We start from the raw sequence: 13,536 nt of genomic DNA, 5'->3' as shown, positions 1-13,536 counted from the left end.
GGGGCGACCGCGGCCCGCTCCGAGTGGCCGCCGGCCGGCGCCCGCCGCACCACCGCGTCCGCCCCGCCGAACCGCCCGGCGGGCGGGCGGCAGGGGCGGGGGCGGGGACGGCGGTGCGGGTTGCGGGTTGCTACAGGTCGGCGATGGTCCACTGCTGGGCGGCGGAGTTGTCGCACGTCCACACTCCCAGGGTCTTGAAGTCCTCGTCGTAGGTGAGGCAGTCCTGGTCGCTGATGCGGATCTGGTGGGTGCCGTTGCTCAGGGGAAGCACCTGCCACTTCTGGTTGGCGGTGTTCTTCCAGGGCTGGAGTTCGGCGGTGTAGCTCTTGGTGTTCTCGGTGAGGTCGAGGCCGAAGCCGTTGGTGATCTCGTAGCGGCCGCCGGCGACCGGCTTGAGCAGCCAGGTCGAGCCGCCCGGGGCGAGGGTGCCGGCGGAGACCGGGTAGCCGGCCGCGGACTTCAGGGACAGGGCGCCCAGCCCGTGGGCGGTCCGCAGGAACTTCGCGCCCCCGGTGAGGGAGGTGACGCCGGCGGTCACACCGGTGGCGGCGACGCGGGTGACGTTGTCGCCGCCGGCGCTGACGGGAGGCAGCAGCGGGGTGAGGGTTCCCTCGGGGCCGGTCGTCCCGCCGACGGCGGGGGTGGCTCCGGTGAGCAGTCCGCCGAGGTCGGTGACGGCGCCCATGGTGCCGGGGGCGCCCGGGGTGAGCGGGGCGCCCGAGGTGTTCCCGGGCACGGCCGGGACGGGGGCGGGGGCGGGGTTGAAGGTGACGGTGCCGCCGTTGCGGGTGTAGTAGCCCGAGAATCCCCAGTTGACCCAGCCGCCGTCGCCGGGGTTGGTGAAGGTGCCCCCGCCGGTGAAGGCCCAGACGCGGTAGGTCTGGTCCTCGCGTGAGGTCACGTCGTGGTACGTCACGTCGGCCTGGCCGATGACGCCCTGCAGGTTCGCGGCGTAGGGGTGGGTGAACCACGGGTCGCCGAACGCGTTGTCCCCGGCGACGTCGAACACCATGATGTTGGCGTAGCCGTTGCTCAGGGTGTTGAGCAGCGCGACGAGGTCCTGGACGAACTGCCCTCGTGCCCTGGCCGTGCGTTCGTGGTCGTCCTTGGCCGCGAGGATGCAGCCCACCCAGGCCGCCCAGGCGTCGGGCCCGGTGTGGCTGTCGTAGGGGTTGTTGCTGGGGCTGATGATGTTGGCGGCGTTGCAGGCCTGGTGATTGCCGTCGTCGAGCGAGGCGGAGGCCGTGGGGGCGAACGCCAGCGCGGAGGCGAGGACGGCTGCGGCGAGCGAGGCGGATACTGCGGCCCTTGCGGTCATGGCGGTTTCTCCTGGGAACGGTGAGCGGCGGAAGGCGGGTCGCGCCGGTTGCGGACGGCGGGCCGCGCCGGTTGCGGACGGCGGGCCGCGCCGGTTGCGGACGGCGGGCCGCGCCGGTTGCGGACGGCAACGGGCGGCCCCGTGCCGGCGGCGCGGTGCGGCCGGTGGTGGCGGATGTCGTGCGGGGACGGCCGGCCCGGGAGGCCGGCTCTGCGGTGCCGGGGCGGTGGCGGTGACGGGCGCCACCGGACGATCGGAGGGGCCGGGCGTGCACCGGACGGGCAGGCGGTGGGCGGGCAGGCGGTGGGCGGGCAGGCGGTGGGCGGGCGGTCCTGCGGACGCCGGACGGGACAGGCGGTGGGCGGTGCAGGCGGTGGCGGGGCCCGTGGTGGTGCCCGCGGGAGGCGACGGTGGGTCGGCGGGACGGCTGTCCTGCAGGAACAGCGGTCGCCGGGGCCGGACCGTCAGGACGCTCCGGCGTCCGGCCGTGCTGCGGGCGGACCGGCCGGCAGATAGCGCTCGCGCATCAGGACCGAGGCCTGGTGGCAACGGGCCAGGAGCCGGCCGGCCCGGTGGAGGTGGCTCCGGGGGCCCGGGGCGGTCTCGCGGGTCCGGAGGTAGAGGAGGAGGTCGAGGCGGCCGGGTCCGGCGTTCGCGCTGACGTGCTCCAGGTCGTCACCGGGGCGGGCGTGGGCCCACAGGATGTCGACGACGTCAGCGGCCTCGGCGGGATGCGCCGGGGTGCCGGGCCGGCGGGTCAGGGAGAGGTAGACGATGTCCAACCGGCTCAGCCCCACTGCAGGACGCTGGGCGTGACGGTGGCACCGGCGGACGGGACGGTGGCGGGCGCCGGGGCCGGGACGCTCTCGGCGGCCGCGGTGGCGGCGGGGAGCAGGGCGAGGGCGAGGGCGGCGATCGCGGCGGCCTGGACGAGGCGGGTGCGGATCATGCTGGTGCTCCTTGATGACGAAGGGGTTCATGTCCGTTGCGGTGTCGGTTGATTGACACGTCGGCCGGTTGCCGCCGTCCGGGGTGTTCCCGTTCGGCTGTGACCCCAGCTTGGCGGCGGGGCGGCCCTGCCGACAGGTGTCCGGGGCGTCCTGAAGCGGTCCCGCCGCCTTAGGACGTGATGACATGAGCGCGTCATGAATGGGGGTGCCGGTCATGTCCGCCCGCCCGCGGCGCCTGCCCGGCCGGCCCTGTCCGCGCCGGCCCGCGGGGCCCCTCGGCGATGCCCGGCCGGCGGCGCAGGCCGCGATCCACCCCCGGCGATCGATCTTGAAGCGCGGATGTGCAGGTGCCATCATCGCGCGCACCAGGTGTCGCCAGGGGGCCGCGCCACTACTGGCGGGACACGCTGAGATGCTGGAAACACTCGGGCTGAGCGCCGCGGCGGCGGCCGTCTACCGGAGCATGCTCGACCACCCCGCGGCGGGGGTCGAGGAGATCGCCGACCTGTGCCGCCTGACACCCGTCCAGGTCCACGACGGCCTCGACGAACTCGCCGGGCTCCTGCTGGTACGGGCCTCCAGCGAGCATCCCGGCCGGATGCGCGCGGTCGACCCCGAGATCGGCCTGGCCGACATCCTCGCCCGCCAGGAGGCCGACCTCGCCGCCCGCCAGGCCCAGCTCGCCACCTCGCGCGCCGCCGTCGTCCACATGGTCGCCGAACGCACCGCCGCCGAACGCGCCCCCGGCACCCGCCTGTTGGGCATGGACGCCATCCACGCCCGCCTCGAAGAGATGGGACGCTCCGCCGTGCGGGAGGTCCTCGGCGTCCACCCCGGCGCGGGCCACCGCCCCGAGGACCTCGCTGCCGCCCGCGCCGCCGACGCACCCGCCCTGGCCCGCGGCGTCACCATGAAGGGCCTCTACCAGGACTCCACCCGCAACGACCCCCACACCACCGCCTTCGCCCACTGGCTGCTGGCCAACGGCAGCGAAGTGCGCACCGCCCCGGTCCTGCCCCAGCGCCTGGTCATCGTCGACCGCACCCAGGCACTGGTCCCCATCGACCCAGCCGACAGCCGCAAGGGCGCCCTGCACATCACCGAACCCGGTGTCCTCGCCGCCCTCATCGACCTGTTCGAACAGGCCTGGTCGACCGCCGTCCCCCTCGGCGCCACCCGCACCGAGGACCCGAAGACCGGCCTCACCGACACCGAGCGCGAACTCCTGCGCCTGCTCGCCACCGGCCTCACCGACGAAACCGCGAGCCAACGGCTCGGGCTCTCGCCCCGCACCGTCCGCCGCCACATGGCCTCCATCCTGGAGCGCCTCAACGCCACCAGCCGATTCGAAGCAGGCATCAAAGCGGCCCAACGCGGCTGGCTCTGACCCGCCGGCGCACGGGGAGAAAGCGGCCGTACGCCCGCCCGGCCGCGGCCGGCCCCTGCCCCTTCGGGCAGCAACCGCCGGCTCCGGGGGGCAGCATCCGCCGGCCCCGAGGGCGGTATCCACCCGCACGGACGGGCCGAACGCGCCGCGCGTGGAGAGCGGACCGGGCCGAGCGCCGGTGTGTGATGCCCGTGCGTCAGGTACCGGCGGCGGACGGGCGGGCGGGGCCCGCCGGTGGGGATTTCGTTCGCCGCTCCCGCGCCGGGGCTCTAGCATGTCCGCCGGGACGGCCGGACCGGGCCTGCCGCCCGTACCGGGACGGGATCAGATCTTCAGCCGCAGCACCGGACACCACATCGAGCGTGGCCAGGCGTACCGGGAGGCCAGGACCCGGGACGGTGCGCTGCCGGCAGTGATCCAGGTACAGGATGTCCCGCCCACCGGCCCGGTCGTCGTGATCGATGCCCGGACAGGGCGTCCACGCCGTCCGGTTGCTCCCTGGCATCTCCACCCCTACGCCCGTACCCGCGCCGGCACGCGACTGCGCAGCGGGTGGGTCTTCATGAGCCCCGGTGAGCACCTCGCCGAGTACCTCGATCGCGCGCTGCCCGGCACGGGCGCTGCCGGGCACGGCCGGGTGGGAGTGCGCGAGTACACCATCAGCCCGGCGGCCGGCGTCGGCGGCACCGTCGTGCTCTGGAACTCCGGGGACGTCACGGCCGCCATCGCCGCGCTCGCCGTCATCGACTGGCACTGCGACGACATCACCGAGGCCGGCGGCTGCCCCGAACTGCGGGTCCGGCACCGGGGCGCGGACCTGTGCCCGGCGGCCGGCCGGGGGGACGGCACCCGCCTGCTGTGCGCCCGGCCCCGCAGCCACCGAGGCGACCACGAGGACCCGAGCTTCGGGACGCTCTGGCCGGACGGGCCGGTGCCCCGGTGGCCCGCCGGAACCGGCGGCGGGCCGCCTACCTAGCCGGTTCGGGCCCGCCGCCGTTCGGTCACGCGCCGTCAGGGCACGCCGTTCGGGTCGGCGTCACCGTGACGGGCGTCCGGACGTCACCTGCGGCAGAGTCCGGACGGCCCGCCGGCGGGCCGTGGCAGCCGGGCGCCCCGTCCAGGTGCGCCGTGCCGTGCGTTGCCGCAGCAGCCGGCCGGACAAGGGCGCGCCTCAGCCGGGCAGGCCGGTGTCGCGGTAGTGGAAGCCGTCGTCCGGGCCGCCGGTGAACACCACGGCGTCCTGACCCAGCCCGAGAGCCCGCAGCAGGACGTCGAGCGCGCCGTCGGCGTCCTCGTGGGACCGGTGCAGCCACACCCACGTCTCGCTCTGCCCGTACGTCATGAGGCTGAGCGCGAAGTGCCGCCGGTCGATCGTGAACACGGCGGCGTCCACCTCGCCGAGCTCCTCCCAACTGCGCTCCACGCTCAGGCGCAGCCGGGCGGCGAGGGCCTGCAACGGCGGCGTGAGCCCGGCGATCATCCGGAAGGAGCCGGCCGCCGCCACCCAGAGGCCGCACTGCAGGGCCGGGTTCCGGCCCGAGCCGTACGGCAGGCTGGTGGCCGGCTGCCAGTCAGGTTCCGGCCCGGGTACGACGATCTCCGCCATGTGCGCACTCCCCCGCGTTCGCCCCAGCACCGTCGGGCGCAGCGTAGCCGAATGCCGGGACGCGGCCCGGCGCCGCATCGGGGACGGGGCCGGGGACGGGAGCGGAATCGGGAGCGGAACCGGGGCCGCTTCAGAAGGCGGAGCGGATGAGCCCGCCGTCCACGCGGATCGTCGCTCCGCTGATGTACTGGGCGTAGGTGCTGCACAGGTACGCCACCGCGGCCGCGATCTCGTCGGGCTCGCCGAACCGGCCCTGGTCGTTGGGGATGAGGGCCTCGACCGCGTTCGGCCGGATCTCGTCCCAGGTCCGGCCCCAACCGCGGGCGGGGCCGATCTGGGTGACGAGTTCCTTGGTGGCTTCGACGAGGATCGCACCGGGCGAGACGACGTTCGACGTGACGCCCGTGCCCTTGAGGTCGCGGGCCAGCGACACCGCGAGGTTGTGGCGGGCCGCCAAGGTGGCGTTGTACTGGGGGTGGGTGTTCATCGGCTGGGAGGCCAGGCCGCCGCCGATGGTGACGACCCGACCCCAACCGCGTTCGCGCATCGCGGGGACGAGGTGCTGGATCATCCGCACCCCCGAGACGACGTTGACGTTGTAGGTGTCGTTCCACTCCGCCGGTGTCGCCTCCGCCCACGACAGGTGACGGTAGAAGCCGGCGTTGTTGACGAGGATGTCCACGGGGCCGCCCGCGGTCGCCGCCCGGGCGGTCTCGGCGGCGCCCTCGTCGGTGGCCAGGTCGCCGAGCGCGGTGTCGGCCGTCCCGCCGGTCGCACGGATCGATGCCGCGACCGCCTCCACCCGGGCCTTGTCTCGCCCGTGGATCACCACGGCGGCCCCTTCCGCCGCCAGCAACCTGGCGGTGGCCTCGCCGAGTCCGGCGCTCGAACCGGTCACCAACGCGCGCTTGCCGAGGAGGTCGAGTTTCATCTGCCGCTTCCCTTCCAGGACCGGCCCCCGCACCCTGGTGGTCCGGTGGAACGGCCGCTGCAACAGCAAGTCTACACCTGTATACATAGCTGCCTCCGGCCTGCCCGGCCCGGCCTCCGGCAGCGGCGCGCCGCCAGGCGTGCCGGGCGGGCGGCCCTGCGGACCGAGCGGGGTGTGGCCGGGAGAGGCCGCCGGGCCGTTGCGGATGCCGCGCGGCTGCCGGGCGCCCGTCCGCGGCCGTGGGGGCCGGGCCGTATGCTCGGTCCCATGAGTGCCGCACAACCATCCCGTCGGCGCGATGCCGCAGCGACGCGTGAAGCGATCCTCGCCGCAGCCGTCGTGGAGTTCACCGAGTACGGGTACGCCGGAGCCGGTGTCCGGCAGATCGCCGAGCGGGCGGGCGTGTCGGCGATGATGATCAACCGATACTTCGGTTCCAAACAGGGCCTGTTCGCCGAGGCGGTGGACCGCTCCTTCGGGCCGCCGACCGTGGTCGGCACCGAACGCCACGGCCTGACCCGCACCATGGCGCGGGCACTCGCAGAGAACACGGCACACGGCACCGAACACCTCGACCCGTTTCTGCTCACCCTGCGGTCCGCGTCCGACCCCGAGGCGGCGGACATCGTCCGGCAGGGCATCGAGGCCCACGTGGGCGCCCGCCTCGCGGGGCTGATCGGCGGCTCCGAGGCGGAGCTCCGCGCCCAGCTCGGGCTCGCCCTGACGGCCGGGACCTGGCTGTTGCGCGCCGTCGTGGGGACCCGGGCGCTGGCGGGCGTCGACAACGACCGGCTCGCGGAACTGCTGGCGGCCATGCTGGAGCCCGTCACCGAGGGGCCCGCCACCGAGGAGGCCGTCACCGAGGAGGCCGCCGCCCGGCCCGGCCCGGGCTCCGGCGCCGCTGCGCAGTAGCCGGACGCGGCGCCGCGGTTCGTGCGGGCCGTTCGTGCGGCCCGGTGCGGCCGCCCGGGCGGTGCGGCGCGCTCCCGCGCGGTGAACGCCGGGCGAGCCGGCCCGGGCCTCCCTTCGAGGGGGGCCGGGCCGGCTCGCGCCGCCGGCGGGATCAGGAGCAGTCAGGGGTCAGGAGCAGTCAGGGTCAGGAGGTGACGGTCGGCAGGCTCGCGGTCAGGGCGGTCGGGACGGTGACAACCTTGGCGAGGTCGTACTTGCCGGGGCCGAAGTCGGCAGCGGTCAGGGCCTTCTTGCCGCCGTGGTTGGTGACGAGCCAGACGGTGGCGCTGTCCGGGGAGACCAGGAGGGTGCCGTCGGCGGGGGCGGGCCTGGCGGCCGCGGCGGCGAGCCAGGTACCGGGGGCCGGGGCGAGGGGGGCGGTGTCGTAGTGCAGGGCGGTGTAGTCGGCGCCGCTGAGGGCGACGGCCTTGCCACCGGCCATGACGTAGACGGTGGCGTCGGCGCCGGAGACGTCCTTGACGACCGTGCGGTCGGCCAGGGGCTTGGCGACGACGGCGCCCAGCCAGGTCTCCGGGACACCCATCAGGACCTGGCCGGCGTAGCCGTCGGCGGTCCACTCGGTGCCGGTGATCGGCAGCGCGGAGTTGTTGATCACCACGTAGATGCTCGGGTTGCCGCCCGACTGGCCGGTGACCAGCGTTCCGGTCGGCAGGGTGGCCTGCGTGGCGGAGGTCAGCCAGGTGCCGGGCACGCCCATGTCCGGGCGGGTGTTGTAGCCGTCGGCGGTCCACTCCGCGCCGGTGATCGGCAGCGCCGCTCCCCCGACGATCACGTAGCGGTTCGCGCCGCCGCCCTCGTCGTGGACCACGGTGCCGGCCGGCAGCGAGGCGGTGGCGGCGGCCTGCAGCCAGGAGGTGGGCACGCCCATCGCCGGGCGGGTGTTGTAGCCGTCGGCCGTCCACTCCGCGGCGCTGATCGGCAGCGCCGCTCCCCCGACGACCACGTAGCGGGCCGCACCACCGCCCTGGTCCAGCACCACGGTGCCGGCCGGCAGCGAGGACGGCAGGGCGTTGAACTTCGCCTCGTCCACCAGCACGACCCTGCTCAGGTCGTAGCCGTCCGGAGCGACGTCGGAGGCGTTCAGTGTCAGACCCGCGCCGCTGATCATGACCTTGACCACCGGGCTCGCCGGGGACTTCACCAACGTGCCGACCGGCAGCGAGGACGGGTCGGGGTAGGACTGCGGGGCGGAGGCGTCGACGATGTTGTTGTACCGGAAGCCGACGTAGTTCTGGGAGTTGAGGTAGCTGCGACTGTAGGTCTTCCTCGACGCCTGGGTGCCGGACTGCGACTCGGTGTAGATGTTCGCCGAGGTGTGCGCGCCGTCCACCCAGCCGGCGAAGAGGATGACGTGGGTGTCGTACTGGGCCGTGGCGGGGTTGTAGCGGTCGAGCGCGTCGCCGGGCTTGAGGTCGTCGAAGCTCCCCAGCTGGGCGGAGACACCGGGCAGCGTCCAGGTGGTGCGGCTCTGGCCGAGGTGCCAGGACATGGAGACGTAGCCGGAGCAGTCGGGGCGGTAGGAGCCGTTGCTGTCGCTGAAGGTTCCCTGCTGGCTGTACCAGACGCCTTCGTCGACCCAGGACTGGGCACGGGCGAGGACCTCGGAGCGGGTGATCTGCCCGCCGACCGTGGAGGTGCCCACCGCGTGGGCGCTGCCGGCGCTGAGGAGGCTGGCCCCCGCGGCGGTGACAAGGGCGGCGGACAGGGCGAGGCGGGAGAAACGACGCGTCATGGCGGACATGGAGAGAACTCCTGAAGGTGTGTGGGTCGGGCGGGTGTGGGTCGGACAGGTACGGGCTCGAACCGTGGGAGTTCGGACACCGCTGTGGGTGCGCGGACGCCCCTACGGGCGTGCGGACACCGGAGTACGCGTCGCGCGGGGTGCGCGGGGTGCCGTACAGCCGGGCGGGCCGGTGCGCGGGCACTGTGGGCAGGGCCTGGCCGGTGGCTTCACGGACGTGGTGACCGATGGAGAAGCCTGGCCGGTCGCTCGCACGGAGCGGGCTCCCGGTGGACGGTTGGCCTGCAGGAACAACCGTCGGGTGGGGAGGGAGAGAGCGTGGCCCGTACGGCCCCGGCTGGTTGTGCGCAGGCCGGCACGGTACAGGTAGGCACCGCGGGGACGCGGACGAGATCGCACCGGTGCTCGCCGGTGCAAACGGACTGTAACTTCCTGGCCGGTACCAACCGGTGGGGCCGGCAGTGGGCGCGGCAGGGTGATCGTCGGTGGTGGCGGTTCAGCAGGACGTGGGTCCGGTCGAGGACACCGCGTGAGCCGGGGTCCGGGGTGCGCGGGTCCGGTGCGCCCGCTCGCCGGTGGTGCACATCCGGGCGTTGGCGGCCGGTGAGGGTCCCGATGTCCGGCCCGGCGGCTCCGCCCCGGGGCCGGGACGGGCATCGGCGGCTACTGCCAGCCCATGCTGTCCCCGGTGGCGCCGGCGGTGGGCGTGGCGGTGGAGGGGGTGGCGGGCAGGCCGCCCTGGTCGGCGGCGGCCAGGGCCGGGGCCAGGAGGGTGGCGGTGAGGGCGAGGGTGGCGACCGCGGCGGCCTGGGCGATACGGGTGCGGAGCATGGTGGTGTTCCTTCCTGAGGACGGGTCTGGTGAGGGCTGTCACGGCTTTCGCGTCCCGCGGTGGCGCGTCGTCCGTTCTGCCTGCCGGCCGGTGTTCCCTGCTGGCGAGTACCAGCTTGGTCGCAGCTCAGGAAGGTTGGAAGGGCTGTCAGGTGGACGGATCGGGCCCTGGACGGATCGGGCCACCGCCGCCGGCCAGGCCCAGCAGGTGCTCGTAGAACGGGGTCACCATCGGGGCCCGGGCCGAGAGCAGCTGCCAGCCGGCCAGCCGGGGCAGCGTGTCGAAGGCGCGCCGGCACAGCAGCGTCGCACGCACCTCCGCCTCCTCCAGGCTCGGGCTGAGCAGATAGAGGCCGAGGACGGGATCGGGCTCGGCACGGGGGTGCACCGCGACGTGTTCGAGCCCGTCGGCAGGCATGGCGAAGGCCCGCAGCAGACGGCCGGCCGAGACGTGCAGTTCCGCCCCGGCGGGCGCGCGCAGACGGGCGTGGACGAGATACATGCCCTCAACCGTCCCAAGCCGCCGGTTGTGCGGACCAGTCCGGCGAACTGGACACTTCGGTCCATGGACGGAAGTGGCCACCGCCCGAACCTGTGGGACCCCCCCCCCCCCCGCAAGCCGGTCTCCGGCAGCCCCCTCGGACACGGCCGCCCACGGCCTCGGTAGCGAGTAATCGTCAATACCTGTGGATGGCCGCGGCTGGTGAGGTCTATTCGTTGTGTCGCAGTTGTCGAGCCATCGGTTGCACAGCACGTCCAGTCATCCAGGGCGCCCAGCAGGTGTCAGGCAGGTGTCAGGCAGGTCAGGCAAGTACTCCGGCGCGAACCTGCCCACCTGACATCCAAGGATCCGTCAGGCAGGCTCGCGGGCTCGGTACCATCGCGCGCAGTCGGCACCCCAGTCGGCCCGGCTCCGTGGGAGCGCTCGGTACAGCCGCCCGGCAGCTACCTCGAAGACGCGTTCCCGCCCGGTCCTTCGGATGCTGATCCACCGGCGCAGCGAGAGCGAGGTCGTGCCGGACGTTCGGCAACCGCCGTCGTCATCACCGCGAAGTCCGCCCGGCACCAGGCCGTCGGCCTCGCCACCGCCGGCGTCCCTCTCGCCCGACCTCCTACGCGTCAGCCCGGCAGCCAGTGCAGCTCGTGCGCCAGGGTTTTGGCGACGGCACGGATGCGGCGGTGCAGCGGCGACTGCTCGCGTGGGAGGACCAGGTGGATCGTCAGGCCGGGCGCGCCCCGTAGCGGCCGCCAGGTGAGACCGGCCGGTTGCACCGCGAGTGCGGCTTCCCCGGCCGGGGCGAGGGTGAGCCCGTCGCGCAGGTCGCGCTGGGACATGTCGAAGGAGACTGCGGGCGTGTGGAATCGGGGATGAGGTCGGGTGTCGGCGAACAGGGCGGACAGCTGATCGTGGATCACGGGGTTGGCCGCACGGTCCGGCAGTCGCAGCGGATACGCGGCCGCGTCGGCGATCTCGATCTCCGGGTGCCGGGCCAGCGGATGGTGCTGCGCCAACTGGACCCCGACGCGCGCCCGCCGCAACAGAAACCGGCGCACGCCACGGCCCGGCTGCTCACCGCGGGTGATCCCGGCATCGATGCGGCCGTCGGCGACCGCGGGGGAGATCTCCGGCGTCGCCATCGGAACCGCGCCGACCTCCAATCCGCTGTTGTCGCGAATCAACCTGTCCACCAAGGCCGGCACCGTCTCGGCACCGGCGCTGAGGCTGTATCCGATGCGCAGCGTGCCCAGTTCACCGGCCGCCGCGCTCCGGGCGGCGTCCCACGCCCGGTCCAACGCCGCCAGCGCGGGCGGCGCGGACTCCGCCAACGCCGCACCGGCCGCGGTCAGTACGACGGTACGCGTGTTGCGGACCAGCAGGGCCGTACCGAGTTCCGTCTCCAATCGGCGCATCCGGGAACTGAGTGCGGGCTGTGCGATACCGATCCGCGCGGCCGCGCGAGTGAAGTTCAACTCCTGCGCCAGCACCAGGAAGTACCGCAGGCTCACCGTGTCCGGCGCCACGTTCCCTCCCCGCCGATTGATAACGATCCGTTCTGACTCTATCCCGTACCGGTCTTTCCCTCGGCCGCATGTCAAGCCCTAACCTGCGCGTATGACGATTCCACCGACCGCAGTACCGTCGCCGGGATCGATCCATCCGGGTGTCAACTCGACGTCGGACGTGTCCGGCCCAACAGAGGAGGTCTCCATGGCCAAGGGCTACTGGGTCAGTGTCTACCCCACCATTTCAGACCCTGAGAAGCTGACTGCCTACCAGAAACTGGCCGGCCCAGCTGTCCGGGCCGCGGGCGGGCGCCTGCTGTCCCGTGACGGTCGAGTCGTCGCCCACGAGGCCGGAATCACGCAACGCGTCGTTCTGATCGAGTTCGACGGCTTTGAACAGGCCGTCGCGGCATACCAGAGCGAGGCATACCAGAACGCGCTGATGGCCCTCCCCGACGACGTCGAGCGCGACTTCCGCATCATCGAAGGCATCGACTGACCGCCGGACCCCAGCCATCACTGAGCATCCGTCACCTCATACGCCGCACACAGTGTTGAACGACACCCCGAAGCGACCGGCCGACCCGCCGGAGCACGAACCGCCACCCCCGCGTGAAGCAGCCACACCCACACCCGGCCGGGCGGGGTGAGTCTGGCCCGGCCCCGCAGCGAGCGGGCGTCGATCCGGCAGGCCTCGGCAGTGAACGCCCCACGGCCCCGCGCAGCCGGGCACCGGCCCGCGAGCCCTGACACGAACACCGACCGCAACAAGCACGGACAACCCGGGGGACACCGACATGCTGAGCGCACTGGGCCTGGACACGACGACGGAAGCGCTCTACCGCGCGATGCTCGCCCGCCCCCAGGACGGAGTCGCCGCACTCGCGAGCGCACTCGGGCAAAGCGAGGACGACATCCGCGCCGGCCTGGACACCCTGAGCGAACTCGCCCTCGCCCGGCCGTCCTACGAACAGAACGGGCAGCTGCGCGCCGTCTCCCCCGACATCGGCATGGAAGTCCTGATGGCCCGCCAGCAGGCCGAACTCGCCGCCCAGCAGCACCGCGTCGAAGCCTCCCGCGCGGCCGCCGCCCAACTCATATCCGAGTACGCGGACCTGCGTCCGGCCGCCGCCCACGCAGGCGTCGAACACCTCGTCGGGCTCGACCGGATCCGCGAACGCCTCAGCAGGCTGACCCGCGACATCCGCGCGGAGGTCATGAGCTTCAGCCCGGACGGCGCGCAGAGCACCGAGAGCATGGAAGCCTCCCGCCCCCTGGACCTGCACCTCCTGCAACGCGGCATCCGCATGCGCACGCTCTACCTCGACAGCGTCCGCCACAACGCACCCACCGTCGCCTACGCCGACTGGCTGGCCGAACACGGCGGCGAAGTCCGCACCACCGTCACCCTACCCACCCGCATGATCATCATCGACCGGACGAGCGCCGTCATCCCCGTCAGCAGCGACGACACCGCCGCCGGCGCCGTCATCCTCACCGGCCACGGCACCCTCAGCGCCCTGTGCGCACTCTTCGAGAGCACCTGGACCACCGCCCGACCCCTCGGCAGCACACCACCACGCGACACCAACGGCCTCACCCCCCAGGAACAAACCGTCATCCGCCTACTCGCCGACGGCCACACCGACGAAGCCATCGCCAAACGCCTCGGCGTCTCCCCCCGCACCGCCCGCCGCACCGCCACCGACCTCATCGAACGCCTCAACGCCCGCAGCCGCTTCCAAGCCGGCGTCAACGCCACCCGAGCAGGCTGGCTCCCAACCCACTGACCCGCC

Annotated in this window: 14 protein-coding genes; 5 read left to right on the top strand and 9 right to left on the bottom strand. The window is 73.5% G+C overall.

Annotated elements, in window-relative coordinates:
* Window positions 1-130: 130 nt before the first annotated feature.
* The 3 genes from ACFTWP_RS28250 to ACFTWP_RS28240 all read right to left on the bottom strand — a co-directional run bounded on the left by ACFTWP_RS28250 (window position 131) and on the right by ACFTWP_RS28240 (window position 2,267).
* Window positions 131-1,318 carry an RICIN domain-containing protein gene (locus tag ACFTWP_RS28250; RefSeq protein ID WP_380267701.1) on the bottom strand — a complete coding sequence of 396 codons (1,188 nt, stop codon included), beginning with the start codon at window positions 1,316-1,318 and terminating at the stop codon, window positions 131-133.
* 464 nt (window positions 1,319-1,782) lie between these two features.
* Window positions 1,783-2,115, bottom strand: a complete 333-nt coding sequence (locus ACFTWP_RS28245; protein ID WP_380267699.1) for a hypothetical protein — start codon at window positions 2,113-2,115, stop codon at window positions 1,783-1,785.
* Window positions 2,106-2,267 carry a hypothetical protein gene (locus ACFTWP_RS28240; protein ID WP_190214750.1) on the bottom strand — a complete coding sequence of 54 codons (162 nt, stop codon included), beginning with the start codon at window positions 2,265-2,267 and terminating at the stop codon, window positions 2,106-2,108. Before ACFTWP_RS28240 ends, ACFTWP_RS28245 begins: the two co-directional genes overlap by 10 nt.
* Window positions 2,268-2,680: 413 nt before the next feature.
* Here ACFTWP_RS28240 and ACFTWP_RS28235 point away from each other — a divergent pair, with 413 nt between their 5' ends.
* On the top strand, window positions 2,681-3,655 hold the full coding sequence (locus ACFTWP_RS28235) for a LuxR C-terminal-related transcriptional regulator (protein WP_380267698.1): 975 nt from the start codon (window positions 2,681-2,683) through the stop codon (window positions 3,653-3,655).
* A 562-nt stretch (window positions 3,656-4,217) separates the two neighbouring features.
* A complete protein-coding gene (locus ACFTWP_RS28230) occupies window positions 4,218-4,631 on the top strand; it encodes a hypothetical protein (RefSeq protein WP_380267697.1) in 414 nt (137 codons plus the stop codon).
* A 195-nt stretch (window positions 4,632-4,826) separates the two neighbouring features.
* Here ACFTWP_RS28230 and ACFTWP_RS28225 read toward each other — a convergent pair whose 3' ends face one another.
* Together ACFTWP_RS28225 and ACFTWP_RS28220 are read right to left on the bottom strand one after the other, a co-directional pair.
* Window positions 4,827-5,261 carry a hypothetical protein gene (locus ACFTWP_RS28225; RefSeq protein ID WP_380267696.1) on the bottom strand — a complete coding sequence of 145 codons (435 nt, stop codon included), beginning with the start codon at window positions 5,259-5,261 and terminating at the stop codon, window positions 4,827-4,829.
* 130 nt (window positions 5,262-5,391) lie between these two features.
* Window positions 5,392-6,192: an SDR family NAD(P)-dependent oxidoreductase gene (locus tag ACFTWP_RS28220; RefSeq protein ID WP_380267695.1), complete on the bottom strand. Its 801-nt coding sequence runs from the start codon at window positions 6,190-6,192 to the stop codon at window positions 5,392-5,394.
* A gap of 267 nt (window positions 6,193-6,459) precedes the next feature.
* Between ACFTWP_RS28220 and ACFTWP_RS28215 the strand changes: the two genes are divergently transcribed.
* Complete coding sequence (locus ACFTWP_RS28215; protein ID WP_380267694.1) at window positions 6,460-7,104, top strand: TetR/AcrR family transcriptional regulator; 645 nt, start codon at window positions 6,460-6,462, stop codon at window positions 7,102-7,104.
* A 184-nt stretch (window positions 7,105-7,288) separates the two neighbouring features.
* Here ACFTWP_RS28215 and ACFTWP_RS28210 read toward each other — a convergent pair whose 3' ends face one another.
* From ACFTWP_RS28210 to ACFTWP_RS28195, 4 genes are all read right to left on the bottom strand, one after another.
* Window positions 7,289-8,905: a hypothetical protein gene (locus ACFTWP_RS28210; RefSeq protein WP_380267693.1), complete on the bottom strand. Its 1,617-nt coding sequence runs from the start codon at window positions 8,903-8,905 to the stop codon at window positions 7,289-7,291.
* A gap of 663 nt (window positions 8,906-9,568) precedes the next feature.
* Window positions 9,569-9,736 (bottom strand): hypothetical protein, encoded by a 168-nt coding sequence (locus tag ACFTWP_RS28205; RefSeq protein ID WP_380267691.1) that lies wholly within the window; start codon window positions 9,734-9,736, stop codon window positions 9,569-9,571.
* Window positions 9,737-9,884: 148 nt separating this feature from the next.
* A complete protein-coding gene (locus tag ACFTWP_RS28200; protein WP_380267690.1) occupies window positions 9,885-10,238 on the bottom strand; it encodes a hypothetical protein in 354 nt (117 codons plus the stop codon).
* Window positions 10,239-10,855: 617 nt separating this feature from the next.
* Window positions 10,856-11,758: a LysR substrate-binding domain-containing protein gene (locus tag ACFTWP_RS28195; protein ID WP_380267689.1), complete on the bottom strand. Its 903-nt coding sequence runs from the start codon at window positions 11,756-11,758 to the stop codon at window positions 10,856-10,858.
* 187 nt (window positions 11,759-11,945) lie between these two features.
* Here ACFTWP_RS28195 and ACFTWP_RS28190 point away from each other — a divergent pair, with 187 nt between their 5' ends.
* Window positions 11,946-12,239 (top strand): DUF1330 domain-containing protein, encoded by a 294-nt coding sequence (locus tag ACFTWP_RS28190; protein ID WP_380267688.1) that lies wholly within the window; start codon window positions 11,946-11,948, stop codon window positions 12,237-12,239.
* Window positions 12,240-12,537: 298 nt separating this feature from the next.
* Entirely contained in the window at window positions 12,538-13,530 is a 993-nt protein-coding gene (locus ACFTWP_RS28185; RefSeq protein ID WP_380267687.1) for a LuxR C-terminal-related transcriptional regulator, read from the top strand.
* The last annotated feature ends 6 nt before the right edge of the window (window positions 13,531-13,536 follow it).

It is taken from the genome of Kitasatospora sp. NPDC057015, assembly GCF_042673745.1.
In the GTDB taxonomy this organism is placed as follows: domain Bacteria; phylum Actinomycetota; class Actinomycetes; order Streptomycetales; family Streptomycetaceae; genus Kitasatospora.
This window is presented reverse-complemented; position numbering and strand designations above follow the sequence as displayed.

What these genes read in the sequence shown, in the direction of transcription:
- ACFTWP_RS28200 (WP_380267690.1), bottom strand. Translation starts at nt 10,238, where the DNA reads ATGTATCTCGTCCACGCCCGTCTGCGCGCGCCCGCCGGGGCGGAACTG.
- ACFTWP_RS28185 (WP_380267687.1), top strand. Translation starts at nt 12,538, where the DNA reads ATGCTGAGCGCACTGGGCCTGGACACGACGACGGAAGCGCTCTACCGC.
- ACFTWP_RS28215 (WP_380267694.1), top strand. Translation starts at nt 6,460, where the DNA reads ATGAGTGCCGCACAACCATCCCGTCGGCGCGATGCCGCAGCGACGCGT.
- ACFTWP_RS28225 (WP_380267696.1), bottom strand. Translation starts at nt 5,261, where the DNA reads ATGGCGGAGATCGTCGTACCCGGGCCGGAACCTGACTGGCAGCCGGCC.
- ACFTWP_RS28235 (WP_380267698.1), top strand. Translation starts at nt 2,681, where the DNA reads ATGCTGGAAACACTCGGGCTGAGCGCCGCGGCGGCGGCCGTCTACCGG.
- ACFTWP_RS28190 (WP_380267688.1), top strand. Translation starts at nt 11,946, where the DNA reads ATGGCCAAGGGCTACTGGGTCAGTGTCTACCCCACCATTTCAGACCCT.
- ACFTWP_RS28240 (WP_190214750.1), bottom strand. Translation starts at nt 2,267, where the DNA reads ATGATCCGCACCCGCCTCGTCCAGGCCGCCGCGATCGCCGCCCTCGCC.
- ACFTWP_RS28220 (WP_380267695.1), bottom strand. Translation starts at nt 6,192, where the DNA reads ATGAAACTCGACCTCCTCGGCAAGCGCGCGTTGGTGACCGGTTCGAGC.
- ACFTWP_RS28205 (WP_380267691.1), bottom strand. Translation starts at nt 9,736, where the DNA reads ATGCTCCGCACCCGTATCGCCCAGGCCGCCGCGGTCGCCACCCTCGCC.
- ACFTWP_RS28210 (WP_380267693.1), bottom strand. Translation starts at nt 8,905, where the DNA reads ATGTCCGCCATGACGCGTCGTTTCTCCCGCCTCGCCCTGTCCGCCGCC.
- ACFTWP_RS28230 (WP_380267697.1), top strand. Translation starts at nt 4,218, where the DNA reads ATGAGCCCCGGTGAGCACCTCGCCGAGTACCTCGATCGCGCGCTGCCC.
- ACFTWP_RS28250 (WP_380267701.1), bottom strand. Translation starts at nt 1,318, where the DNA reads ATGACCGCAAGGGCCGCAGTATCCGCCTCGCTCGCCGCAGCCGTCCTC.